26 protein-coding genes and 4 pseudogenes are annotated in these 21,955 nt (G+C 67.0%); 16 read left to right on the forward strand and 14 right to left on the reverse strand.

The window, feature by feature from the left end:
- Positions 1–12: 12 nt before the first annotated feature.
- The 6 genes from ACQPZA_RS23720 to ACQPZA_RS23745 form a co-directional block, all read right to left on the reverse strand.
- Positions 13–333, reverse strand: coding sequence for a phenol hydroxylase subunit P4 (locus ACQPZA_RS23720; RefSeq protein ID WP_433273882.1), 321 nt, complete (start codon positions 331–333; stop codon positions 13–15).
- A 1-nt stretch (position 334) separates the two neighbouring features.
- Complete coding sequence (locus tag ACQPZA_RS23725; protein WP_433273884.1) at positions 335–1,873, reverse strand: YHS domain-containing protein; 1,539 nt, start codon at positions 1,871–1,873, stop codon at positions 335–337.
- Position 1,874: 1 nt separating this feature from the next.
- Entirely contained in the window at positions 1,875–2,159 is a 285-nt protein-coding gene (locus ACQPZA_RS23730) for an MmoB/DmpM family protein (RefSeq protein ID WP_433273886.1), read from the reverse strand.
- Entirely contained in the window at positions 2,156–3,172 is a 1,017-nt protein-coding gene (locus ACQPZA_RS23735) for a phenol 2-monooxygenase (RefSeq protein ID WP_433273888.1), read from the reverse strand. The genes ACQPZA_RS23730 and ACQPZA_RS23735 overlap by 4 nt, the downstream gene beginning before the upstream one ends.
- A gap of 18 nt (positions 3,173–3,190) precedes the next feature.
- Positions 3,191–3,589 (reverse strand): hypothetical protein, encoded by a 399-nt coding sequence (locus ACQPZA_RS23740; protein WP_433273890.1) that lies wholly within the window; start codon positions 3,587–3,589, stop codon positions 3,191–3,193.
- A gap of 189 nt (positions 3,590–3,778) precedes the next feature.
- On the reverse strand, positions 3,779–4,711 hold the full coding sequence (locus ACQPZA_RS23745) for a LysR family transcriptional regulator (RefSeq protein ID WP_433273892.1): 933 nt from the start codon (positions 4,709–4,711) through the stop codon (positions 3,779–3,781).
- 61 nt (positions 4,712–4,772) lie between these two features.
- On the opposite strand from ACQPZA_RS23745, the gene sigJ reads away from it, so the two are divergent.
- The 6 genes and pseudogenes from sigJ (at position 4,773) to ACQPZA_RS23775 (ending at position 8,473) form a co-directional block, all read left to right on the forward strand.
- A complete protein-coding gene (sigJ, locus tag ACQPZA_RS23750) occupies positions 4,773–5,639 on the forward strand; it encodes an RNA polymerase sigma factor SigJ (RefSeq protein ID WP_433273894.1) in 867 nt (288 codons plus the stop codon).
- A 70-nt stretch (positions 5,640–5,709) separates the two neighbouring features.
- Positions 5,710–6,635 (forward strand): annotated as a pseudogene (locus tag ACQPZA_RS23755) (NADP-dependent oxidoreductase).
- A 160-nt stretch (positions 6,636–6,795) separates the two neighbouring features.
- The gene (locus tag ACQPZA_RS23760) at positions 6,796–6,936 is read left to right on the forward strand and encodes a hypothetical protein (protein WP_433273896.1); all 141 of its coding nucleotides are present in this window, start codon (positions 6,796–6,798) and stop codon (positions 6,934–6,936) included.
- 91 nt (positions 6,937–7,027) lie between these two features.
- On the forward strand, positions 7,028–7,504 hold the full coding sequence (locus tag ACQPZA_RS23765) for a carboxymuconolactone decarboxylase family protein (protein WP_433273898.1): 477 nt from the start codon (positions 7,028–7,030) through the stop codon (positions 7,502–7,504).
- Positions 7,505–7,642: 138 nt separating this feature from the next.
- Positions 7,643–8,245, forward strand: coding sequence for a helix-turn-helix domain-containing protein (locus ACQPZA_RS23770; RefSeq protein WP_433273900.1), 603 nt, complete (start codon positions 7,643–7,645; stop codon positions 8,243–8,245).
- Positions 8,246–8,335: 90 nt separating this feature from the next.
- Entirely contained in the window at positions 8,336–8,473 is a 138-nt protein-coding gene (locus ACQPZA_RS23775; protein WP_433273902.1) for a hypothetical protein, read from the forward strand.
- Between the two features lie 62 nt (positions 8,474–8,535).
- On the opposite strand, the gene ACQPZA_RS23780 is transcribed toward ACQPZA_RS23775, so the two are convergent.
- From ACQPZA_RS23780 to ACQPZA_RS23795, 4 genes are all read right to left on the reverse strand, one after another.
- Complete coding sequence (locus tag ACQPZA_RS23780) at positions 8,536–9,036, reverse strand: alpha/beta hydrolase fold domain-containing protein (RefSeq protein WP_433273904.1); 501 nt, start codon at positions 9,034–9,036, stop codon at positions 8,536–8,538.
- A 311-nt stretch (positions 9,037–9,347) separates the two neighbouring features.
- Positions 9,348–9,557, reverse strand: coding sequence for a hypothetical protein (locus ACQPZA_RS23785; RefSeq protein WP_433273906.1), 210 nt, complete (start codon positions 9,555–9,557; stop codon positions 9,348–9,350).
- A gap of 124 nt (positions 9,558–9,681) precedes the next feature.
- The gene (locus ACQPZA_RS23790) at positions 9,682–10,539 is read right to left on the reverse strand and encodes an NmrA/HSCARG family protein (protein WP_433273908.1); all 858 of its coding nucleotides are present in this window, start codon (positions 10,537–10,539) and stop codon (positions 9,682–9,684) included.
- A 300-nt stretch (positions 10,540–10,839) separates the two neighbouring features.
- The gene (locus tag ACQPZA_RS23795; RefSeq protein WP_433273910.1) at positions 10,840–11,034 is read right to left on the reverse strand and encodes a hypothetical protein; all 195 of its coding nucleotides are present in this window, start codon (positions 11,032–11,034) and stop codon (positions 10,840–10,842) included.
- A gap of 187 nt (positions 11,035–11,221) precedes the next feature.
- On the opposite strand from ACQPZA_RS23795, the gene ACQPZA_RS23800 reads away from it, so the two are divergent.
- The 5 genes from ACQPZA_RS23800 (at position 11,222) to ACQPZA_RS23820 (ending at position 13,662) form a co-directional block, all read left to right on the forward strand.
- Positions 11,222–11,380: a hypothetical protein gene (locus tag ACQPZA_RS23800; protein ID WP_433273912.1), complete on the forward strand. Its 159-nt coding sequence runs from the start codon at positions 11,222–11,224 to the stop codon at positions 11,378–11,380.
- Positions 11,358–11,729, forward strand: coding sequence for an MFS transporter (locus ACQPZA_RS23805; protein WP_433273914.1), 372 nt, complete (start codon positions 11,358–11,360; stop codon positions 11,727–11,729). The genes ACQPZA_RS23800 and ACQPZA_RS23805 overlap by 23 nt, the downstream gene beginning before the upstream one ends.
- 36 nt (positions 11,730–11,765) lie before the next feature.
- Positions 11,766–11,936 carry a hypothetical protein gene (locus ACQPZA_RS23810; protein WP_433273916.1) on the forward strand — a complete coding sequence of 57 codons (171 nt, stop codon included), beginning with the start codon at positions 11,766–11,768 and terminating at the stop codon, positions 11,934–11,936.
- 131 nt (positions 11,937–12,067) lie between these two features.
- Positions 12,068–13,027: a DUF5996 family protein gene (locus tag ACQPZA_RS23815; protein WP_433273918.1), complete on the forward strand. Its 960-nt coding sequence runs from the start codon at positions 12,068–12,070 to the stop codon at positions 13,025–13,027.
- 227 nt (positions 13,028–13,254) lie between these two features.
- A complete protein-coding gene (locus ACQPZA_RS23820) occupies positions 13,255–13,662 on the forward strand; it encodes a sigma 54 modulation/S30EA ribosomal C-terminal domain-containing protein (RefSeq protein WP_433273920.1) in 408 nt (135 codons plus the stop codon).
- Between the two features lie 14 nt (positions 13,663–13,676).
- On the opposite strand, the gene ACQPZA_RS23825 is transcribed toward ACQPZA_RS23820, so the two are convergent.
- Positions 13,677–13,844 carry a hypothetical protein gene (locus ACQPZA_RS23825; RefSeq protein WP_433273922.1) on the reverse strand — a complete coding sequence of 56 codons (168 nt, stop codon included), beginning with the start codon at positions 13,842–13,844 and terminating at the stop codon, positions 13,677–13,679.
- A gap of 205 nt (positions 13,845–14,049) precedes the next feature.
- Here ACQPZA_RS23825 and ACQPZA_RS23830 point away from each other — a divergent pair, with 205 nt between their 5' ends.
- Entirely contained in the window at positions 14,050–14,856 is an 807-nt protein-coding gene (locus ACQPZA_RS23830; RefSeq protein WP_433273924.1) for an SDR family oxidoreductase, read from the forward strand.
- A 367-nt stretch (positions 14,857–15,223) separates the two neighbouring features.
- On the opposite strand, the pseudogene npdG reads toward ACQPZA_RS23830, so the two are convergent.
- Positions 15,224–15,751: pseudogene (gene npdG, locus ACQPZA_RS23835) on the reverse strand (NADPH-dependent F420 reductase); the annotation flags it as partial.
- Between the two features lie 1,039 nt (positions 15,752–16,790).
- On the opposite strand from npdG, the gene ACQPZA_RS23840 reads away from it, so the two are divergent.
- Positions 16,791–17,690 (forward strand): LysR family transcriptional regulator, encoded by a 900-nt coding sequence (locus tag ACQPZA_RS23840; RefSeq protein WP_433273926.1) that lies wholly within the window; start codon positions 16,791–16,793, stop codon positions 17,688–17,690.
- A 642-nt stretch (positions 17,691–18,332) separates the two neighbouring features.
- Positions 18,333–18,719 (forward strand): HAD-IA family hydrolase, encoded by a 387-nt coding sequence (locus tag ACQPZA_RS23845; RefSeq protein ID WP_433282959.1) that lies wholly within the window; start codon positions 18,333–18,335, stop codon positions 18,717–18,719.
- Between the two features lie 436 nt (positions 18,720–19,155).
- Here the strand turns inward: ACQPZA_RS23845 and ACQPZA_RS23850 are convergent.
- Positions 19,156–19,341, reverse strand: a pseudogene (locus ACQPZA_RS23850) (IS5/IS1182 family transposase); the annotation flags it as partial.
- Positions 19,342–19,662: 321 nt separating this feature from the next.
- Positions 19,663–20,028, reverse strand: a pseudogene (locus ACQPZA_RS23855) (helix-turn-helix domain-containing protein); the annotation flags it as partial.
- 696 nt (positions 20,029–20,724) lie between these two features.
- On the opposite strand from ACQPZA_RS23855, the gene ACQPZA_RS23860 reads away from it, so the two are divergent.
- Together ACQPZA_RS23860 and ACQPZA_RS23865 are read left to right on the forward strand one after the other, a co-directional pair.
- Complete coding sequence (locus tag ACQPZA_RS23860; RefSeq protein WP_433273928.1) at positions 20,725–21,498, forward strand: hypothetical protein; 774 nt, start codon at positions 20,725–20,727, stop codon at positions 21,496–21,498.
- 217 nt (positions 21,499–21,715) lie between these two features.
- Positions 21,716–21,931 (forward strand): hypothetical protein, encoded by a 216-nt coding sequence (locus ACQPZA_RS23865; protein WP_433273930.1) that lies wholly within the window; start codon positions 21,716–21,718, stop codon positions 21,929–21,931.
- Positions 21,932–21,955 lie beyond the last annotated feature (24 nt).

Genomic DNA, 21,955 nt, shown 5'->3' on the forward strand with positions numbered 1-21,955 from the left:
GGTCGTGCCGGCTCAGGTCGAGAACGTGAGCAATGCCTTGTGGCCGATGCCGAGATCCGCGAGGGACTTCTCCGTCACGACGTCGAGCGGCCGGCCGAAAAGCTGCCAGTCACGCGCGGCCGTGGGGTCGAAATCGGGGTCCGAGGACGCCCAGCCGTCGACCATCGCGGTGACGAACTCGCCGAAGGGCATGGCCTTCGGCGCCCGGAAGGCCGCCGCGGAACAGAACAGCGGGTTACCGGTCCAGGCGACGTACACGAGCTGGTCGTCGCCGAAGTTCTCGGCGCGATCGGCCGACGGGAAGTCGTAGTCGTACAGTGCCTTGACGCTCATCTCAGGCTCCCTGCTTCGGGGCGTTCTGGTGCCACTCGGCCCACGACTTCTGGTCGAGCGAGCCCTGGTATTCGCCGTTGTCGCCTTCCTGGATTCCGTACCAGGCAAGGACGTCCGGGACAGTCGGGCCGCCGCAGTTACCCTGGTAGATCTGGTGCACGGGGAGCCATGCCTGGATGTACTTCTCCGGCTCGCGCTCGAAGATCCACTGGCAGCCGTTGCTGCAGGTGTGGAATGTCTCGCCGCGGAACTCGCTGGTGCGGAACGAGATCTTCGACGGGTCGTCCGCCTCCGTGAAGGCCATCGGGACCTGGCAGATCTGGCACAGCTGCGGGAGCCCCTGGAAGAACACGCGGCCACCCTCGGCTTCGATGCGCTGGTGCTTCTCCCAGACCGGGCGGTAGTACGTGTCGAACGTGTCGGGGTACTGCTCGGAGAGCCAGTCGAGGTGCTCATCGTCGGGCGTCTTCGTCGTGAAGGATGCCGCGAACGAGAAGTTGTGCAGAATCTTGTAGACCTCGTGCGACAGCTTGCCCTTCTCCGCGATGGCGTCCTTGACGTGCCGTGGCGGTTTGATGCCGTAGAACTCCAAATCGGGGAACAGGCCGCCGAGCATCTGATCCTCGAAGTAGAGCTCGAACGCCTCCTTCCAGCTCATGACCTGCCTCGGCAGCATGTAATCCATCATCCCAGCGACCAGCGCGGACATCCGGTACGCACGCCAGAACCACTTGTCGATCCAGTCCTGGATGATCGGCACGTTGCCCTCGTCCTGCTCGAGCAAGAATTTGATGGCTTCCAGACCGAGTGTCATATGCCGGCTCTCGTCGCTCTGCGCGGAGAAACCGAAGGACATGGTGGGCATGTCGCCGTTGAAGCTCGCGCCGCTCATGAACGGGACGAAGAGCAGGTTCGTGAGCAGGTACTCGAAGCTGAAGGAGATCGAGATGAGGAACTCGAACGGGCCCGCGGTCATCGCGTCGTCGAACAGCGACTTCGGGACCGAGAGGTACCACACCCGGTCGTGCATCTTCGACCAGCTGTGGAACCCGCCGTAGTACTTGTTGTAGTTACTAATCGTGTGGATCTGTGTCTGGCAGTGCCGCAGCTCGTCGATGCTCTGGCAGAGCGCGGCGAACCGCGGCGCAGGTCCCTCGAGGTGGCGTGCCAGGTAGGCGAAGTGCCGGTGGGCGGCGTACTCCAGTGGCGTCACGCCCTGGATGAACAGCTTGATCGCGTTGAGGTAGCTCGCGTCGGAGAGCCCGAGGTGACCCTGACCCTGGGCGAAGCTGTCCAACACCGCGTAGAGGCGCTTGTCCTTCTCCGCCTGGTACTTGTAGTAGGCGTCGACAGTGAGCCGGAAGGGGTCCTGCCAGCCGTCCCAGTCGTGGATCTTGATGCCTTCATACCTGGTGTGCGGGAACAGCTGGTCACGTGAGACGTAGCTCGGCTCCCAGTCCAGATCGCGGGTCAGCAGTGCGTAGCGCTCCTTGAGCGGGAGCTTCTTTCGTGGCGCGGCATCGGGCTTCTGCAACGTCATGTCAGTGCTCCCACTTCACGATGATCTGGTCGTCGTCCCACTCGGAGAAGTTGCCGGCGTAGGAGACGATTGCCAGCTGGAACTCGCCGGTCTCCCACTCGCGGCCGAGCTTGGCCTCGACCGTCTCCCGGTTGATCACGATCTGGCCCGCGGCCTGGAGCTTCACCAGGCCGGGCAGGTGGCGGATGGTGAGCTCGGGGTTGTCGGCCTTGATAGCGTCGATCAGTCCCCGGTTCTCCTCGGACTCCTGGATGTCGATTCCGACCTGGCGCAGCGTGGCACTCATGCGACTCCTCCGGTGACGGCGATCCAGCGAGCCTGCTGGATCTCGGTGATCGCGGCGAGGGCCGCGGCGCGGCCGACGTCCGGCAGCTGGTCGTCGATCACGGCGGTCAGCGCGCTGACCGCGTCCTGGGCACGCGGGGCCCACATCGTGACGATGCGGGCCAGCGACTCCCGGTTGCCCTCGCCCTTCTCCGGATCGGTGGCCCACGCCGTGACCAGCGCGTCGAGCCACTTGCGCTGATCGATGAACCATCCGGTCAGGTGCTGGGCGAACAGGCTGTACGCACCGGCTCCACTCAGCAGCGCGGCCTCGTCGAGACCGCCGTAGACCAGCGGGTATACGAGCGAGTCGACCATGTCGACGGCCAGCAGTCCCTCCGCCCAGTCGTCGACCACCATGATCTCCTCGACCAGGCGGCGCAACGGCTGCAGGTGCTCGCCGTCGAGCCATTCCTGCTTGGCGATCTTGAGCTGGTCACCCCCGCCGCTGCCCATCGCGATGCCGACGCGCGAGAGCATCTGCGCGTTGCCGACCCGGTCGAACGCCGCGAACGTGCAGCACTGCTCCAGCGAGGTTCCGTAGGCGAATCGGGCACCGGCCACGGTGACCAGCTGCGCCCCGGACTCGTAGTGCCGCAGGGGAACGACGACCGACGCCAGGACCGACCGCCAGCCCGCGGGTAGCTTCGCCAGCAGGTCGCGCTGCTCGAGATAGCCAAGCGTCTTGCCGAACTCGTCGTGCATCGCGGCCCGGTTGGTCACGTACGGCGTGTAGTAGAACTGCCGCGGGTCGGTGTAGGCGTACGGGTCGGTCAGGCGCAGTGCCGAGTACCGCTCGTCGTAGAGCTCGCGGTCGGCAGCCCAGGTCGGCCGGTAGTGGAAGTTCTCACGGGGCTCGACGTCGAGTGTCGCCTCGAGATACCGGCTGGCGGGCTGGTCGCCCAACCGGTCGATGATGTTCTGGTAGGTCTGGCGCTTGGGTTCGATGACCTGGTAGCGGAGTTCGTACTGCACTCTCGTCTCCTGACGCGTTCAGCGGTGCGAGGCCGGGGCGAGCAGGCTCAGCAGGAGGGCCTGCACTTCCTCTTCGGTGGTGAGCTGCCGCGGCTGGTCCTGCGGCAGACCGGGGACGACGAGCGTGCCGATCGCGACCCGGCCCGAGAGGACGGTCTGCACGCGGGCGTCGCGCCCGTCGTAGGAGAGCGTGAAGGCGAGCTCGCCGGGCCTGCTGTCGTCGACGAGGTCGATGACAGACCCCTGGTTGCGCAGCATCGCATTGGCCTCGCAGACCAGCTGCTCGGCCAGCGAGCGGATCACGACCTGCCGGTCGGTCGCGACGGCGACCGTGCGGGGGACGCTCGGCTCGGTCTCGGGCTGCGGGACGTCCGCACCGTCCAGCAGTGCCTGCACCGCGAGCATGAAAGGCGTCATCGGGCGCTGCCCGGATGTGGTGCTGGGTCGACCTGTCTCGGTGTGACGACAGCCATGGCGTCCTCCTCGCTGTCCGGTCGGCTCGATGGCGGGCTTGCCGGGTGCGACGAGTGTTGCGCCAACTTTGTTTAATGAGAAATACACAAATGGCGTCGATTGAGATGCACGAGATATGACTCGGGACTGCTCTCAGGCGCGTCGGAGTGCGCCGCGCAGGCTGGGGACGTCGGGCCGGGCGCCGCCGATCAGCGACTCGACGCGCGCGAGCACCTTGGCCACGTGGGGGGACGAGTCGTCCGCGCGCGTCGCCACCGCCAGCGCGACCTCCTGGGTGGTGCCAGCCAGCGGGTGGAACGTGGCACCGGTGATCTTCAGGTGCTGCACCGAGGCCGGCACGAGCGCGACGCCGAGCCCGGCCGCGACGAACGCGACGAGCGTCGACGTCTCGGCGACCTCCTGCACCTTCGCCGGGCTGAACCCGGAGCGCTGGCAGGCCTCCAGCACCGCGTCGTACACGACGGACCGGTTGTGCGAGGGGTAGGTGATGAACGGCTCGTCGCGGAGCTTGGACAGGCGCACGGTGTCGCTCGCGGCGAGCGGGTGCGTCGCGGGCAGGACGGCGATCAGCGGCTCGCGACGCAGCAGCCGCACGACGAGGTCACGGGCGTGCACCGGCGGACGGAGGAAGCCGATGTCCAGGGCCCGGTCCTGCAGGGCGCCGACCTGGTTGGGGGTCAGCATCTCCCCCTTGAGGTCGAGCTCGATCCCGGGGAAGTCAGCACGAAGGACCCGGGTGAGGGTCGGTAGCAGCTCGTAGGTCGCCGAGCCGGTGAACCCGATGGCCAGCCGCCCGATCTCACCGGCGGCCACCCGGCCCGCCTCGACGCCCGCGGCGGCGACCGCGGTCAGGACGGTTCGCGCCCGCTCGAGGTAGACCTGCCCGGCGGGGGTGAGCTCGACCCGCCGAGTCGAGCGGGTCAGAAGCGTCACCCCCAGGTCGTCCTCGAGCTGCTTGATCTGCTGGGAGAGCGGCGGCTGGGCGATGTGCAGACGCGCTGCGGCCCGTCCGAAGTGGCACTCCTCGGCCACCGCGACGAAGTAGCGGAGGTGCCGTAGCTCCATGGACCGAGGCTACGCTGACCTCGGAGGACGGAGGCGGTCACGATCTGCACGGGTGGCGGGCATGTCTGAGGAGACCGACACGCTCTGTGCCGAGTGGGCGACCCATCGACCTGCGGTCTTCGGCGTGGCCTACCGGCTGCTGGGCAGTGTCGCGGACGCCGAGGACGTGGCCCAGGACGTGTGGCTGCGCGCCGCCGGAGCGGATCTCCGCGGAGTCGACGACCTGCGCGCATGGCTGGTGACGGTGGCCGCGCGCCGGTCCTACGACATCCTCAAGAGTGCGCGCGTGCGCCGCGAGGCCTACGTCGGGCCGTGGCTTCCCGAACCGCTGCTGACCGGGCCGGACGCGGCGGAACCGCTGCTCGTAGACGAGTCCGTCAGCTCGGCGATGCTCCTGATCATGGACGAGCTGAGCCCGCCGGAGCGGGTGGCCTTCGTCCTGCACGACGTCTTCGGGCTCGAGTTCGGCCGGATCGCGGAGATGCTGGACGTCTCCGCGCCGAGCGCCCGGCAGCTCGCCTCGCGGGCGCGACGCCGGGTGGCCGTGGTGAAGCAGTCCACGCCACCGGCATCGAAGGCGGAACGCGAACGGGTGCTGGCGACCTTCCGCGCCGCCTACCAGGCCGGTGACCTGGCCGGCCTGGTCAGGCTCCTGCACCCGGACGCCGTCTACGTCACCGACGGCGGCGGCAAGGCCTTCGCGGCACGCAAGCTCATCCACGGCGGGGGGCGCATCGCCGAGGTGATGGTGCGCGTGGGACGCCAGTGGCGGCCCGACCGCATCGACCTCGTCGAGGTCGGCGGCGAGCTCGCCCTCGCGTTCTGCCAGCAGGGCCGCGTCTTCTCCGTCGACACGGTGCAGATCACCGACGGGTTGATCACCGCGTACCGCCGAGTCATGAACCCCGACAAGCTGGGCCACGTCTGAGCCGTCACACCCGGAGGGCCAACCTCGTCTCCCTGCCGAGATCGATGCCCTCCCCCGTAAGGACCTCCTCATGCAAGCCATTACTGTTCGAGACCGGCACGCCGGTGTCGCCGGGCTGTCCCTGACGGAGCTGCCCCAACCGCAGGCGTCCGAGAACAACGTCATCGTGCGGGTGCACGCCGCGGGGTTCACCCCCGGAGAGCTGGACTGGCCGGCCACCTGGACCGACCGCGCCGGCCGGGACCGGACACCGAGCGTGCCCGGGCACGAGCTGTCCGGTGTCGTCGTCGAGCTCGGCTACGGAACCACCGGCCTGACCGTCGGCCAGCGGGTGTTCGGACCCACTGACTGGGCGCGCGACGGCTCGCTCGCCGAGTACACCGCTCTGGAGGCCCGCAACCTGGCTCCGCTTCCCGCGGACATCGACCACACCGTGGCCGCCGCGGTGCCGATCTCCGGACTGACCGCGTGGCAGGGCCCGTTCGACCACGGCCACCTCACCGCCGACCAGACGGTCCTGATCCACGGCGCCACGGGCGGCGTCGGGTCGCTCGCGGTGCAGCTCGCCGCGAGGTCGGGGCCCGCGTCATCGGCACCGGCCGGACCCCCGACCGGGACCGGGCACTCGCGCTCGGCGCCGACACCTTCCTCGACCTGCAGGCCGACGACCTGGCGGACGCCGGCGAGGTCGACCTCGTGTTCGACGTCATCGGCGGCGACATCCTCGACCGCTCGGCCACCCTGGTGCGCGCCGGCGGCACGCTCGTCACCATCGCCGGCCCGCCCGAGGTGCGACCCGCGGACGGGCGGGCCGTCTTCTTCGTCGTCGAACCGGACCGGTCCCGGCTCGCCGACCTCGCCACCCGGCTGCGGGACGGACGCCTTACGCCGGTCGTGGGCGCCGTCCGGCCGCTCGCCGAAGCACCCCCCGTCTTCGCCCCCGACAGGCGCACCCCCGGCAAGACGATCATCCGCGTCACCGAGGACCTGACGTGATCGGCTTGCGGATCGACGCCGGCCTGCTGGCCGTCACTACGCTGGCCGGGGCCACCGCCTGCGCCGCCGACCAGTCCGCGGCCGCTCCGACGCCGACGCAGGCGCCGACCGCAACGTCGGCGGCCCCCTCCGAAATCCTGACCCCCTGCTCCAGCAGGCCATGCCCGACGTGGCGGACAAGACGTTCACCTCGGCGATCGTCGAGTTCCCGCCCGGCGCCCGCGCGACGCCACACCGGCAGGGCGCGGCCCTCGTCTACGCCTACGTCCTCGAGGGAAGCGTGCGCAGCCAGCCCGACTGACCGGGCCAAGCTCCTGGTCGTCTTCGTCGCCAACACCGGCGACGAGCTCAAGGTCGACGACCCCCACTCGTAGCCAGGAATCGAAGGAATTATGACGAACACCGGAACCATGACGAACACGCAGCGCGTCAACATCGGCAAGCAGCACCCGGCCGCCTACCGGACGCTGATCGCACTGTCGACGGAGGTGGGGTCGAGCGCCGCCGCGGCAGGTCTCGACCCGCTGCTGGTCGAACTGCTGAAGATCCGCACCTCCCAGATCAACGGCTGCTCGTTCTGCCTGCGAATGCACAGCCGGGACGCCCTCGAGAAGGGCGAGAACCCCGACCGGATCGCAGTGCTGCCCGGTTGGGAAGAGACCGGCTACTTCTCCGAGACCGACCGCGCCGCCCTCCGTCTGACCGAGGCGATCACACGGGTGGCCGACGGGCACGTCAGCGACGAGGAGTACCACGCCGCCGCGGCCACCCTCAGCGCCGACCAGATCTCCGCGGTCGCCTGGCTGGCCACGGTGATGAACGCCTTCAACCGCGTCGCGATCACCAGCCGGTACACCGTCACCGGCTGAACGCGCGATCGACCACGCACCGTGCGCCGGCGCCGCGGCACCCGGGGGCGTCATGCGAACAGCGGGCGAGCCGTTCACAGGCTCGCCCGCTATTCCGCACCCGGTCGAGGTGCCGTCGTCAAGCGCTACCGAGCGCTCGTGGACCGGCTGAAGATCTCCTTTGTCGTGACGACAGACCACGCCTCGCCCACCGACGCCGAAGACGCCGCGGGCGGGATCCGCAGCGTGGAGCGCGCCGCGATGGTCATCCAGGAGATATCCGACGCCGGACGCGCGGGCTGCCGGCTGGTCGACATCGTCGGCCGAACCGGGCTGTCGAAGACCACCGCGCATCGGATCCTGAGCACCTTGGTCAACGTCGGCTGGCTGGACCAGGAAGAGGACACCGGCACCTACTACCTGGGCGTGCGGCTCATCGGCTTCGGCATCACCGCATCGGACCGGCATGGGCTGCTGGACCTTCCGCTCGGTCCGCGCCGGTGGCCGCCCTGTGCGCGGACCAGGCCGTCGCCACGTTCCCCATCCGCATCCTCGACCCCCGCGGTGGGTTATCGCATGCCGCTCGGCTCGTGCGCCGGAGCCTCGTCCTCCTGGCCTGGACCGCGGACGACGAGACCGAAGAAGCCCTGGCCCGCGAACGGCACAGCCACGACCGCGACCACCGGGTCCCCGACCCGATCGTCTTACGACAGCTGGTCACCGAATCCCGGGCCCAGGGCTACACGGTCTTCCCCGGACTGATCATCCCGGAAGTCGTCGGCGTGGGCGCACCGGTCCTCGGCGCCGACGGCACCGCCGTTGCCGCCCAGCATCGCCTCGATCGAGCAGCGGATGACCGAGATGCGCCGCTGGCACATCGTCGACCGGCTCGTGCGCGAGGCCAAGAGCCTGTCCGACGACCTCCTCAAGCTGAACCCCAGATTCGACCAGGGCGACATCCGACGCCTACTCACCGTCGAAGGCGGCTGACGCCCGCCCCGAAACAGCATGCGCCTCGCCAGAGCCGACAGGCCCTGGCAAGGCGGACGGTTTCAGCTGATCGCACGCCTGACGTGCGCCGTGATCACCTCGTACATCCCGCGAATCAACTCTGTCTCGTCGGTCATGATGTCGTAACCGTGGTCGACATCGCGTACCTCGACGTACTCGGCGAGCGCGCCGACCGCCTCGAGCTTGTCGGCGTATCGCTTCGCCTCAGCGCGAAGCCGGTCGAACTCCGCAGCGACGACCAGTGCCGGCGCGATACCCGCGATGCCGTCGGCGTTGTCCCCCCAGGCCGGCGACACGAACCGGTGGCGACGCTGCGCACGATCGGGCACGTAGGCGGTGTCGAACACCTCGCACAACCACGGCTGCAGGACGGCTTTCGAGCCCAGCGGTGACGGCTTCTGGGACGAGCAGCTTGATCCTTGCCCCTGCCGAGACGACGTCCGCCCGCCGCAGCGTAATCGCGTGCCTCGGCGTGCTGCTGCTCCCACATTGCCCAGCTGCCCTCCGCACGCTACTGGTCGACCCGGTCGCGGAAGAAGCACAGACCAGTATGCAAGGGCTCGGGAGGCGGGACCGCATCTCTCACCCGACCGCAAGCCTTGGGGTCGCCCGCAGCGGTAGTGATCACCGGACCAGCGGTGCCATCATCGAAACGGTAAGTGATGAGGTACTTCCTGTGCATGAGCAGATCGGGTCGAACTGGGAGGCAGTGGCCGGCCACGCCGTCCGCAGTTCCTTCAGCATGGTTTCGATTCCGAGCTTGGCCACCAGGCGCCCATACCGCGCGTGAGCGATGCCGGGTCGCGGGCCCCGCTCATGTCCGGCGGCGCGGAGAAGACCCACGTGCGGTCCGTCAGGGCGACGCCGAGCAGCGCAAGCGGCCCGCGCATTCCTCGCGGTGCTGCCGGAGCAGCTCAATGGTCGGCGCGTCAATCGACACCCGCCGCATCTGGTGCGATTTCATGTCCTTGAGGACCATCCCGTCGTTCGTCCGGACATAGTTCTCGTCCAGCCGCACGACCCCGCCGGCCGGGTCGATGTCCTCCCACTGGAACTCGACCACCTCGCCCGACGGGCGCCGAGCACCGCGGATAGCCAGACGAAGAGGCCCCACTCAGCTGACGACGCCCAGGCTGCCTCGACGATCCGCGCCATCTGCTGCGTCATAAGACGCGGGGTCGCGGCCGTCACGTGCTGCGGGTGGCCGTGAACGTACGGCTGGCCCAATCGGCGAACGTCGTCCAGCCGATCTGCGGTTGCGCGCCGTGCAGTGCGTCGAGATCGACCTGGTATCCGGGGCCGTTGAGGAACCGCCACATGGCATGCATGTCGGGGTTGGTGATGGCGTCCAGCGGCACCTGCTCGTGGCGCACCGGACGACCCAGCGCCGCTCCGAGCGTGGCGGCCATCTGGGAGGGGGTCGGGGCGTCACTGGCAATCTCGATCCGTCGTCCCACGTACCGCTGCGGGGAACGCAGCACCTCGGCGGCGAATGCCCCCAGGTCTGAGCGGGCCAGTTGCTGCAGCGGCCGATTCCCCGGCAGCGGGAGGTCGAGGATCCCGCTGCGGATTCGATCGGCGCCGCCGAGGGCGTTGTCGAAGAAGTAGGTGGGTCCCAGGATCGTGTAGGGCAGGCCCCCTGCGGCGAGGTCGGCTTCGATGACGGCCTTGCTGTCGAAATGCGGGACGCCGCTGTGCTGGTCCGCGCCGGCCACCGAGCTGAACACGAGGTGCGGCATCCGCGACTCGCGGGCGGCGGCCAGGATCGTGCGGCCTTGCTCGACCTCGGCGTCCACACCGGACTCGAACGGCGTGGTCACCGCGAACACGCCCGCTACCTCGCGCATCGCGGTGGTCAGCGACTTCTGGTCAGTCAAGGAGCCGGCCTCGACCTCGACCCCGCGGCCAGCCAGTCGCCGAGCGGATCCGCTGCCCGGATCGCGCACCAGGGCTCGTACCGGCACGGCCCGCGCGAGCAGCGCCTCGGCCACGGCTCCACCCTGTCCGCCGGTGGCGCCGAGCACCAGCACGGGAGCCTCGGGCATGGCTCGCACCTCCTGCCTGGGTTGTGCGCCTCGGCTAACAGTACGTCGCCACCGGACCTCGCCGAGTTCGCTGCAACTCCGGAGACGCAGGAGCTCTGGCCCTCCCGCCGGCGCGGCCCAACCGCCATCAGCCCGGCCGAGTGTGTGCCATCCTCGTCCAGCAGCGGCGATAGGTGCACGTCGGCACAGTGCTGTTCGCGGACACCGTCCCGCCGTCCGGCCTGCCCGGGCTGACGACCACGGTCTCTCTGCTCGCACCCCGCAGTCGCCGCCGCCCGAGGCTGCGCCCGCTCGGCCGATTCATTGGCACATCCGGAGGTCGGCCTCGCGTTCTATGACGACCGGCGCGACCTCGACGACCTCAACGACGGTCTGCAGATGGCGATCGCGATGACGGAGACGGACCCGGTGGCTGAGTACCTGACCGAACCACTGCTTCCGGTCGACCTCGACCTCGATCTCGGCGAGAGTCCCTGGGCCGAGCACGCCCGCCACTGGATGCAGACGATGAACCGCCGGGTGGAAACATTTGCGTGGGCGCCGGCGATGAGCGGTGGTGGACCCTCTCCGCGGGGTCGAGGGACCACACGTGGTGGACGCGACGCGTCGGTGCTGCCACAGGTCGTGCGGGGGACACCAACGTGCGCATGATCATGATCCGGCACCGCTAGTGCGGCACGGGATGCCCGACGATGCGGTGGTCACACACCTCGTGGCGGTGAAGGGCATCGGCACGTGGACCGCCCACATCTTCCTGATGTTCCACCTGCACCCTCCGGACGTACTACCTGTCGGCGACCTCGAGCCTGCTGCCCGAGGTGGCGGCGGACTTCTCGGTTAGCGAGCCGGTCGCCAGGTTCCTCATCTCGGGGCACGCGCTGAGCGTGGCGATCGGGGGTGTCGCGCTCACGGCGGCGGCCACCCGGTTCGACCCGCAAGCGGGTGCTGATCGGGCTCCTGGTGCCTTTATCGTGGGCAATCTACTGTCGGCGATCGCGCCGACCTACGGACTGCTCCTCGTCGGCCGGGTCGTCGCGGCTCTCTGCCACGGCGCCTACATCGGCGTCGGCGCGGTGGTCGCAGCCGATATGGTCGCCGAGAACAGACGGGCCGGCGCCATCGCCACGATCTTCACCGGGCTGACTCTGGCCAACGTGCTGGGCGTGCCGCGGGGCACGTTGCTGGGTTAGGGCTTCGGCTGGCGCTCCACGTTCTGGGCGATCACCGTGATCGGTGTCATCGCCCTGGCCCCCGTTCGCTTCCTGGTGAAGGACGCGCCGGCCTCCGAGGGCACGAGCCTCCGCCGCGAGCTGCGGGCGTTGCGCCGTCCGCAGGTGTGGGCCTCGATCGTGATGACGATATTCGGTTTCGGCGGTTTGTTCGGCGCCTTCACCTAGGTTGCCTTCCCCCCACCAACCCGGCGGCGGTGAGATCCCTACGTGCCGGTTCCTTCGCCCCGGTATCCATGGGCGCGGGCGCCCGGTAGCTTCGAGCATCGATGACATACATGGCGAATCGAGGTGGTTACGTGACACCGCAGGATCCAGTTCCCGAGAGCGCTCAGCCGGTTACAGAACGCCCGGACGACGCCGCCGAATGGACCATACTGCCGGTGGCGCAATGGCAACCGACCCGAGACACCCTGCACCTCTGGACCCAGATCATCGGAAAGATCCGGCTCGCGAACTCACCTTTGGTCAATCACTGGTGGAACGTTCCGCTCTACGTCACCTCCCGCGGGCTGACCACCTCATTGATCCCGCACAACAGCGGCCGCAACTTCCAAATCGACTTCGACTTCCAAGCCCACCAGTTGCAGATCACGACCTCCGACGGCCAACTGCGATCACTGTCCCTCGAGCCGCGAACCGTCGCCGACTTCTACAACCGCGTCCTGAACCATCTGAACGACCTCGGCCTCACCACCCGAATCTGGCCGATGCCGGTCGAGATCGAGAACGCCATCCCGTTCGACAACGACGACACGCACGCCTCCTACGATCGCGACCACGTGCAGCGCTACTGGCGAACACTGGTCCAGATCGACCGGGTCATGCACAAGTTCCGCAGCCGGTTCCTGGGGAAGGCAAGTCCGGTCCACCTGTGGTGGGGAGCGCTCGACCTGGCGACCTCCCGCTTCTCCGGTCGCCCCGCACCTCCGCACCCCAGTAGCGCACCCAACCTCGGTCCACACGTCATGCTGGAGGCCTACTCCTACGAAGTAAGCAGCTGCGGCTACTGGCCAGACCGCGACCACGGCCTCTTCTACTCCTACATCTACCCCGAACCCGACGGGTTCCGCGACGCTCCTGTCGAACCCGACGGCGCCTACTACAGCGAGGAACTCGGCGAGTTCGTCCTCCCCTACGAACCGATCCGAGAAAGCGCCAACCCGGAGAACCTGCTCCTCGATTTCCTGCAAACCACCTACGAGGCCGCGGCAGAGCACGCCGGATGGCAGCGATCAACGCTGGAGCGAACTACATGACAAAGCGATGGTTATCCCATCCCACACTGGAAAATCGGCGTGCCGACCTCCACATCCCTGGGAGTGGTGCTCGCCTATACCATCGTAGCGGCCGTCTCGGCTTCTTCGAGGAAGTCGGTTGCGCACTTGAGTAAGTCAAGGCCGCAACTGTGTGGTCATCCCGACGCACAGGGTGTTCGACCACCAACCCGCAGCCCCGTACGCGGCGCGGCGGCGAAGAGGAGCTGTTGGCCTTCCGCACGACGCGTGGTTGGCACGTGCGCGCCGGCGTCCGCGGCCTCGAGGAGCGCCTGCGCAACCGCCTGCAACACGCGAGCCGGACCGCCGAGACCCGCCATTCGGTCCGCTCGTCGCCGGGCTGCGGCCCGGCCATTCAGGGTGCGGTTCGCCCGCGGCGGTCTTCCCAGCGCCATGGAGACCTGCCGACCCGCCGCGCGCCCTCCTACCCGCGCCCGCCGACCGAGCGGCAGATCATCCGACACAAGTCCTTCTCCGTCGCCGAGTCGGAGATCGACGAGGCCGCGTTCGACATGGAATCGCTGGACTACAACTTCACTTGTTCACCGAACTGGGGACCGGCCAGGACAGCGTCCTGTACCGCGGCGGCCCCACCAGCTACCGGATCGCTCAGGTAGAGCTGCACCCGAAGTCATTGGCTCCCCACGCGCTGGAGGTCACCGTGAGCAAACAACCGGCGGCCGGCCTGTCGACCGACGAAGCCATCGAACCCATGGCCGCCCTCGACCTGCCGTTCCTGTTCAATCTCGACCGGGAGCGCGGCCGTGGCGCGCTGCTCTACCACCGCTACGACGGCCACTACGGCTCATCACCCCCGCCGAGCCGACAGCGACTGAGTCAGGACAGCCCGTCGGTGCAGGATCGCGACGAGTCTGCGGCCACCGAGGCGCACTCCCGTCGCCCACAATCGTCGCCAGATCCGCCCGGCCCGCCTGGCAAGTCGCGCACGAAAAAGCGGGCGACTCGCGGGTTCGCTGGGGAAGGCCGTCGGGTACCTCGGCAGCATGAGTGTCCCCGAGGGGTTTCCGGCCACCGCGATCGTCACCGGCTCCGACTCCGGAATCGGCCGCGCCGTGGCTGTCGCGCTCGCCGCAGGTGGCTGCGACGTCGGCATCACCTTCCATTCGCACGACGCGGGGGCGCGGAGCACCGCCGAGCAGGTCCGTGCCCACGGGCGCAAGGCCGAGATCCGCCGGCTGGACTTCGGCGTGCTGCCAGGTGCTGCTGACGTCATCGACGACCTCGCCGACGCGCTCGGCGGCCTCGACGTGCTGGTCAACAGCGCGGGCACGGGCACCAGCACGCCATTCCTGGACACCGACTACGACACCTGGCGTGAGGTGCTCGCAACCGATCTCGACGGTGCGTTCCTCTGCATGCAGCGCGCAGCCCGCCGGATGATCGCCGCGGGGCGCGGCGGCCGGATCGTGAACATCACCAGCGTCCACGAGTTCCAGCCCCGCGTCGCCGCCGGCGCCTACAGTGCTGCGAAGGCCGGCCTCGGGCTGCTCACGAAGGTAGCCGCGCTGGAGCTCGCCGAGCATCGGATCACGGTGAACGCGGTAGCGCCGGGCGAGGTCGCGACCCGGATGACCGGGCAGGAGGAGACAGATCCACACACGGTCGACCGCCCCGGTGTGCCGCTGGGCCGTCCCGCCGACGCTCGCGAGATCGCCGCGGTCGTCGCATTCCTCGCGTCACCCGGCGCCTCGTACGTGACCGGTGCCTCGTGGCCCGTGGACGGCGGAATGCTGCTGATGGGACCCACGGCGGGTTCCGACCTCACTTCGAACGACTGGCGCCCGGCGTAGCCGCGACCCGGTCACCGCCGAGCTGCTGCCCGATGACATGCGGCCCGGGCATTGCCTCCCGAACCACTGTCGAAAATCCTGCTCTGAGGCCTGAACAGAGCCAGCCGGACCATGCTCCTGTTGACCACAGCAGTGGTTGTGGCCCACCTCGTAGAACCGCATGAACGGCTCGGGGTCGGTGAATCGCAACTGTCCTGCCAAGTGACGGCCTCCACCTCCTCGAAGTGCTGCTCCACCCCGGGGGCCACCGTTCGTGATCGGCCCTCGTGGCCTTGAACAGGTCCGCGGGGCGCCCACTGCCTTCAGGGCGGTCCTCCATGACGCTGCCCACCGTGCCCCGCCCAGGGGCCACCCGCCCACACGCCGGTCAGATGTCGGTGGCCCGCAGTCCCGTGTGCGCCTTGTACCGGCGGTTGGCCGAGATCAGGTTGGCGACGAGAGACTCGACCTGGTGGGCGTTGCGCAACCGCCCCGCGTAGACCCCACGCATGCCGGGGATACGGGCGGCCAGTGCCTGCACGATGTCGGTGTCCGCGCGGGAATCACCGAGAACCATCACGTCCGTGTCGATCTCCTCGATCTCCGGGTTCTGCAGCAGCGCGGCGGACAAGTGGTGGAAGGCCGCGGTGACCCGCGACTCCGCCAGCAGCTCGGCGGCCTGCTGCGCGGCGCTGCCCTCCGGCATGGTCAGCGCGTAGGCGCCCTGCTTGTCGCAGCCCAGCGGGTTGACGCAGTCCACCACGAGCTTGCCGGCCAGGGCCGTGCGCAGCGACTGCAGGATCTCGGCGTGGCCGTCCCACGGCACGGCGACGATCACGATGTCGCTGCGCCGGGCGCACTCGGCGTTGTCCGCGCCCTCCACATCGTGGCCGACTTCGGCGGCGACTCTGCGAGCGCGGTCGGCGTCTACGGCGACCCCGTCATTAGGACTTGCTCGTCAAAGGCGGTTCAACGAGGACCGCAGTGTCAACGCGGCGATGCGAACGTTCTGGGCCAACGGATACGAGGCCACGACCAGGCGGGAGCTGTGCGAGCGACCGGTCTCGGCCGCATAGCATCTACAACACCTTCGCCAGCAAACATGACTCTACGAGCGGGCCCTCGTCCGCCACTACGAGACGACGACCGCCGCCCACTAGGCCATCCTGAACGATCAGCAGCTGTCGGCCTGGAACGCATCCATGCCTTGTCACCGTGATCATCGAGGCCGAGCACGAAAACCGACGGGACGGGCGCAGCCTCGGCTGCTCGACGGTCAACACGACGGTCGAACTGGGTGTGCGGGACCCGTGGCGGCCCGGACGGTCGAGCTCGACCTCGAACGCGTCACCGCGCAGGGTGGCGCCGAACGTACCGCTCTCGAGGCGACCGCAGCGACCGCAATGGACGCACTCGCCCACTCACCTGCCCCGAACGGCAGCAATACAGGCGTTTACGGCATAATACTTTTCGCCGAACAGCTGACCGTCCCGATCGCCGCGCCACAAGTGCAAGCACCCCTCTCGCCCGCTCGATTAATCGCAACGATCGATGAGTTACTTGCAGATGGACGATAGAAAGCACGTACTCTTGACTTCACAACCAGCCGAGTTAAAATCCCCGCAGTAGCTGATTCGCGAGCGCACATGGGCAGTCCAGGCATGAGCGTCACACCCACCAGGAACGGACCCCGTATTAATGGCAAACTTCGGCGTCGGTCAGGACGCCGCGCTCGGGTCCTGCGGTTCGACGCCATGAATCATCGACGCCGGGCTCGCAAGCACACCCCTCGCGAGCCCGATATCGGGGTCAACGGGAGTACAACCGGAATGATGCGCGGGCTGAAGTGTCACCAGGAGAACCGAATGACCCGTCTTCGATGAGGGATCATTGCAGTCCACACATCGATTGACTACGCCTTAATTGAACTCGTATTTCGAATCGGAGCGAATGAGTTGCAGCTCAAGCAACTGGAGTACTTGATTGCGCTCGCCGAAACCTCAAGCTTCACCAGTGCAGCCCGGCGGTGTGACGTCACTCAATCAGTGCTGAGTTATCAGATTGCCCGGCTAGAAGAGGAGCTCGGGACGCGACTGTTCGAGCGAACGACCCGAAGTGTAAGGATCACAGAAGGAGGGCTCATCCTCCTTGCGCGAGCACGGATGATCAACGAGCAGGTAACCGCTATCAAGTACGACGTCGAATCCTTGGCCGAACTCCGCCGGGGCCGCCTACGAATCGGGATGAGCTATTTCGCAACTCGCATGTTGGACTGCGTTCAGTTCATAGCTTGCTTCCATGACTCCTATCCTGGAATACGCATCTCCGCGCGGTGCGCAACCGCGTTCGAAAGTACCCGTGCAGTTGCTGCAAACTGCCTCGATGTTGGAATATGCGAGCAACTGCCACAGTATCCCGAGGGAATCACCTTTCACGAGCTAGCACCCAAAGCAAGGCTCGTGGCAGTGGTCTCGGCGTCCCATCCACTGGCCGACCAAGGTCATGCGAGCCTGGCTGAACTCGCCGAATCAGGATCGTTCATTGAATCTCGAGCCGGCAGCGTCCTTCGGAGAAGAGTAGATAATGCGTTCCATCGAGTGAAGGTCGATCGGACCATTGAATTAGAGCTCGGCCTGGAAGGAGGAATTGTGCAGTACATCGCAGAGCATGGAGGCGTCGCGATCGTGCCGCACGCATTCGTCAGAACACAGGTCGGTTCCGGCAGACCGGATATCAAGGTGCTATATCTGGATGGACCCGAGCTGACCCTCACTCTCGGTGCATACACCAAGAAAGGCGACCGATCTGCAGCTACAGACGCTTTTGTTCGCCTACTCAGCGAAGGAATTGACTGATCGGTCCGTGCCACCCCTACCGTATTTATCACAGCGATGAGGCGCGAGGACTAGTCCATGTCGTTCGAACTGCAGAAGATTTCAGACAAACTTCGGATGACAGGTAGCCCTACGCCGGCCCCTGACTCTTTGCTGTAAGTCGTTCGCTTCAACCAGACGGCGATGCTGGCGTCCGTGCCCATAGTGGTTGGAGCTTTGTCGGATGCGGACCAAGCGGCCCTGTCCGGCGCGGTAGGGCCATCTGACAGGATGACTCAGGAGGGCCGATGTCAGCGGCATCGTGCAGGCGGTGATCTTCACGTCGATGGTGCAGTCGTCGACGCTGAGGAACTGTGGGACGAGGTGCGCCGCGCGGTGGGCGACAGGGCCGGCGCCGTGGCCTACGGATGTTAACCCGTGCGATGCAGCGAATGGGCACGGCAGAGTGGTGCGCATAGCTGACCGAGACGGTAGGCCCCCCAGGCTGGCCCGAGGAGGTCGCGGCGACCGTCATCGACGGCACGGCTGCTCGTTACGGCTCGTGACCGCCCAGGCGCAGGTGAGCCGTGCAGAGGCTGGCCAGCTGGTGGCCGCTCGGGCTCGCGTCTTCCTCTCCGTGACGATTGATCCTGCTGTGCTGGGCCCGGTGGAATTCATCAGCTCATTCCGGGTCGCCGCCTCCACGGAGGAGGTGGGGCGGGCAAGCTCTCCCCTGCCGCCTACCAAGAGGCAGTTCGGCGGCTCGGCGTGACCGCGGCGCACGCCGCGGCCGTGGAGGACTCGAACAACGGACTTCGGTCCGCCGCGGCGGCCGGCCTGGGCATCATCGCTGTGCCCAGCGCGGCCTTTCCGCCGGACGACAACGCTCTCGCGCTCGCCGGTGCCGTCGTCCCCTCCCTGGACGAGGTCTCCCCGCAACTCGTTGCAGGGCTGCCAAAACACCTGCACAGCGCGATTCCGACGCGTTGCACCGAAGAGGGATACAGAAGTGACCTGCTTGGCGCCTCAAGAGCGGCGGGGCCATCACGCAGACGGCTACCCGGTACTTGACTCCTCGGCCGCGAGACCCCTGGGACCCAGACGGTGCCGCCGCACTCGCGAACGCTGTTGCGTCGATTCTTGCGGCGCTCGGCGTGCCGTTGCTCTGGGTTGGCATCGATATGCTGACGGCCCACCCGGTGGGGCTCCACTCGCGGATCGTTCCACAGGAGTTCAACCTCATCGGACCGCGTTCGAACGCGCGACCGACGCCGACGTTGCCAGCAGCATCGTCGCGCCGCGCGACCAGGACGGCAGCGGCCTCACTCGGCAGTGCCGCCGCACCAACAGAACGCTTGGCACTCCGCGCTCAGGGCCGCGCCTTGTGCTATGCCTACCACGGCAACCTCAATTTGCTCGGCCACGTCTACGGACCGAGCAGCGATCCGTGGCGCCGATTCCGACGCCCTGGCCAGTTCCTCAACACAGTGAACCTTTCCACTTGGTGTCAGCTGGCGTGGATGAGGACGAGGATGGCCTTGACGACGTCAGTGGCCCGGCGGGGTTCAGCAGCGGATCTTGCGGAGGATTCTCCAGGCTGGGCGTTGGCTCGCTCGCCAGGTCCGCGTCGACAGGCGTGAGCGGCGTTGACCTTGCGCTGGTTGCGCGACAGGCGTCGGGCGTTCGCCGGTGTCGGGGTTGCAGGGGCGTCGTCGTTGCGGGACCGCGAACCCCGCGCCGCGGTAGCCGGTGTCGGCGATCACCTTCGCCCGCGCTGCCTGGAAGGCTCCTGGTCGCTAGGACGATGGAGCCGCGGTCAGGGCCGGTGTCGGGCGGTCAGGACTGTGACTGTGCTCGGCACTGCAGGGCCCCTATCGGGACACGCCCTTGCCGATTCAGCGGCGGCATGCACCGCCGCGAACCCGGTCGACAGATCAAATACAGGGCACCGAGGGCCAGCCAGATAGCGGTCAATCCGATCTCCGCGGCAGCGCACCAAGATCTTCACAACCGGGTACGGCCGGTCATTGCCCGAGCCCGTGCCGACCCGGTCGATCCGCAACAGCGTGCCGTCGAGGATCACGAACGCTTTCCTGATCGCAACCGTGACCGCGTCCCGCAGCGATGGCGCCAGCGCTGCGAGGAGACGGCGAGGGCCTCGCGGACCTAGCGGAACGCGGTGGTCGTGCCGATCGCGAACCCGGCGGCGAGATCGGCGTAGGTCTCGCCCTTGTGCAGGTGGGCCACGACGAGCAGGGCCTGCTCGCCAGCCGAGAGGCAACGCCACCTGGTCCCGACCGCGGCGCGACAATAGCGCAGCGCGTCGGACAGCCTGATGGGGCGTGTTGGACACGGTGATCCCCGCGGGGTAGGAAGGCACCCGAAGCTCCTGGTCGAGCGAGTTGATCTAGTCAATCGCCCGTCTACCAGGAGCTTCACTCATCAGAGGCGCCACGGCGCAGCCGCCCCGGCTCGACCCACGCCAGTTGAGAAAGGTTTACTGCCTGTCGGGATCCGGGTCGCAGAAAGGCGGACGGCAGGGTCCACCGCACCGATGGGCGCACGACAGTCGGGAATGTCGTGTGCTCATGTGTCTTAATTCCGTACTATCGGAAGATCTGCCTCCCGACGCATTGGTGGGCGTGGTACCCGTCGCCATCGACGTTCGGGTGCTTTCGGTAGATTCAGTGGAAGGCTCCGCTCGCCGTGCAGACTCAGCGATCGATCGGATGAGCGAGCCAATTTATTGGTTATCCAGATAAGATCTATGCATACCCCGTCACCCATTGACGCAACGTCCGTCGGAGGTCTACCGTCATCGAGCAGAGTCACCTTTCTCGGCCTGAGCCATGAACTTTAACCGGCGAATCGACAATGGGGGTCCTACCGCATGAGGCACGGAGCAATGGGGCGCATCGCACTGACAGTGTTATGCGCAACAACCTCTGTTCTGCTTACATCGGGTTCGGCGTCACCCTCGTTGGCAACCCTATCGCAGCATGACGTCAACACCGTGCCACAATACGCAGTTGGTCCGCAGTACGATACAATGCACGTATACGTCGAGCCGGGCACGATGAGTTCCTTCATCGCCAGTTGGCTTGCGACATTCGGTGGGTCCCATACAGCTCAAACCGTGGTGGATGTGACACCCACACCAAGCGAAACCAAGTCTGAGCTAGTGTTTTCCCCGGTCGGCACGCTGTCAGTATTTGATTTCCAGACGCCAGTTCCGTATCCGTTCGGGGCGGAACGCACGGGCTTCCTCATGAAAGACTTCGACCGGGGTGTGCAGGCCGCGCGGGATAGCGGCGCGCAGTTGGTTGTAGCACCGTTCCCCGATCCCATAGGCCGGGACGCCGTTGTCGAGTTCCCGGGAGGTATCACTACTCAGCTGTACTGGCACACCACTCCACCGTCGTACGCCCGCCTGACTACAATTCCCGAGAATCGCATATACGTTTCGCCTGACACAGCTGACGCCTTCCTGAAATCCTATACAAGGTTCACAGGAGGCGAAGTTTTAGTCGATGACAAGAACGCGGACGCTGCCGAGATCGGAATCCCCGGTAAGAAGTACCGAAAAATCGAAATTCAGTCCAGATTCGGGTCTGCGTTGATCCAAGTCACCGACGGCCATCTTCCTTATCCGTTTGGGCGCGAGATGACCGGATACGCCGTTGACGACCTTGCGGTTACCCTTGACAAAGCAAAAGCAGCCGGTGCGGCTGTATTGTGGGGCCCCGTGTCGGTGACCGGTCGTGACAGCGCCGTGGTCAAGTTTCCCGGTGGCTATGTTGCGGAAATCCACTCCGCCAAAATCACCGGACGGCACCAACCCCAACATTGAAGATCATGCTTAGCGTTGTAGGGTCGGCGAGGCGGGCTCGGAAGTAACTCGTCCGAAGAGCCGGTGGTAGGGGTTGAGCTGGCCGCGATGGACTCGGTAGTCGCCCCCTGATTACAAGCCCCACCCGTGCTCAGGACCCGACGCGGTAAATGGTAAATGCGGTTGTGTCTTGTTTGGCGGACGAAGATGGTACGGCCGGGTCCTGACGATCATCATCATGGTGCTCATGGGCGCCGCCGGCTTCGCGGCGGTCCCCGCGCGGCAGCTGCGGATCATGAGTTGCGCCCAGGACGCACCGACGATGGCCTCGGACAGCAACATCGCAGCATTTACCGTCGCAACACGATTCCGGCCGATGTTGAGCGGGCTGGCGATCGGCGCCGGGTTCGGGCTCACCTCCCCACGCGCTGGGACGGTGCACAGCTCACCGTGATCGCGCTGATCGTGCTCGCCGCTG

This window comes from Pseudonocardia xinjiangensis, assembly GCF_050948425.1.
Lineage (GTDB): Bacteria > Actinomycetota > Actinomycetes > Mycobacteriales > Pseudonocardiaceae > Pseudonocardia > Pseudonocardia xinjiangensis.

Bases quoted from the DNA above. Each gene is read 5' to 3' on its own strand.
- ACQPZA_RS23860 (WP_433273928.1), top strand. From the start codon at position 20,725: ATGAGTTCCTTCATCGCCAGTTGGCTTGCGACATTCGGTGGGTCCCAT.
- ACQPZA_RS23725 (WP_433273884.1), bottom strand. From the start codon at position 1,873: ATGACGTTGCAGAAGCCCGATGCCGCGCCACGAAAGAAGCTCCCGCTC.
- ACQPZA_RS23730 (WP_433273886.1), bottom strand. From the start codon at position 2,159: ATGAGTGCCACGCTGCGCCAGGTCGGAATCGACATCCAGGAGTCCGAG.
- ACQPZA_RS23740 (WP_433273890.1), bottom strand. From the start codon at position 3,589: ATGACGCCTTTCATGCTCGCGGTGCAGGCACTGCTGGACGGTGCGGAC.
- ACQPZA_RS23745 (WP_433273892.1), bottom strand. From the start codon at position 4,711: ATGGAGCTACGGCACCTCCGCTACTTCGTCGCGGTGGCCGAGGAGTGC.
- ACQPZA_RS23790 (WP_433273908.1), bottom strand. From the start codon at position 10,539: ATGCCCGAGGCTCCCGTGCTGGTGCTCGGCGCCACCGGCGGACAGGGT.
- ACQPZA_RS23760 (WP_433273896.1), top strand. From the start codon at position 6,796: ATGCCCGACGTGGCGGACAAGACGTTCACCTCGGCGATCGTCGAGTTC.
- ACQPZA_RS23830 (WP_433273924.1), top strand. From the start codon at position 14,050: ATGAGTGTCCCCGAGGGGTTTCCGGCCACCGCGATCGTCACCGGCTCC.
- ACQPZA_RS23865 (WP_433273930.1), top strand. From the start codon at position 21,716: ATGGTGCTCATGGGCGCCGCCGGCTTCGCGGCGGTCCCCGCGCGGCAG.
- ACQPZA_RS23800 (WP_433273912.1), top strand. From the start codon at position 11,222: ATGCCCGACGATGCGGTGGTCACACACCTCGTGGCGGTGAAGGGCATC.
- sigJ (WP_433273894.1), top strand. From the start codon at position 4,773: ATGTCTGAGGAGACCGACACGCTCTGTGCCGAGTGGGCGACCCATCGA.
- ACQPZA_RS23765 (WP_433273898.1), top strand. From the start codon at position 7,028: ATGACGAACACCGGAACCATGACGAACACGCAGCGCGTCAACATCGGC.
- ACQPZA_RS23720 (WP_433273882.1), bottom strand. From the start codon at position 333: ATGAGCGTCAAGGCACTGTACGACTACGACTTCCCGTCGGCCGATCGC.
- ACQPZA_RS23775 (WP_433273902.1), top strand. From the start codon at position 8,336: ATGACCGAGATGCGCCGCTGGCACATCGTCGACCGGCTCGTGCGCGAG.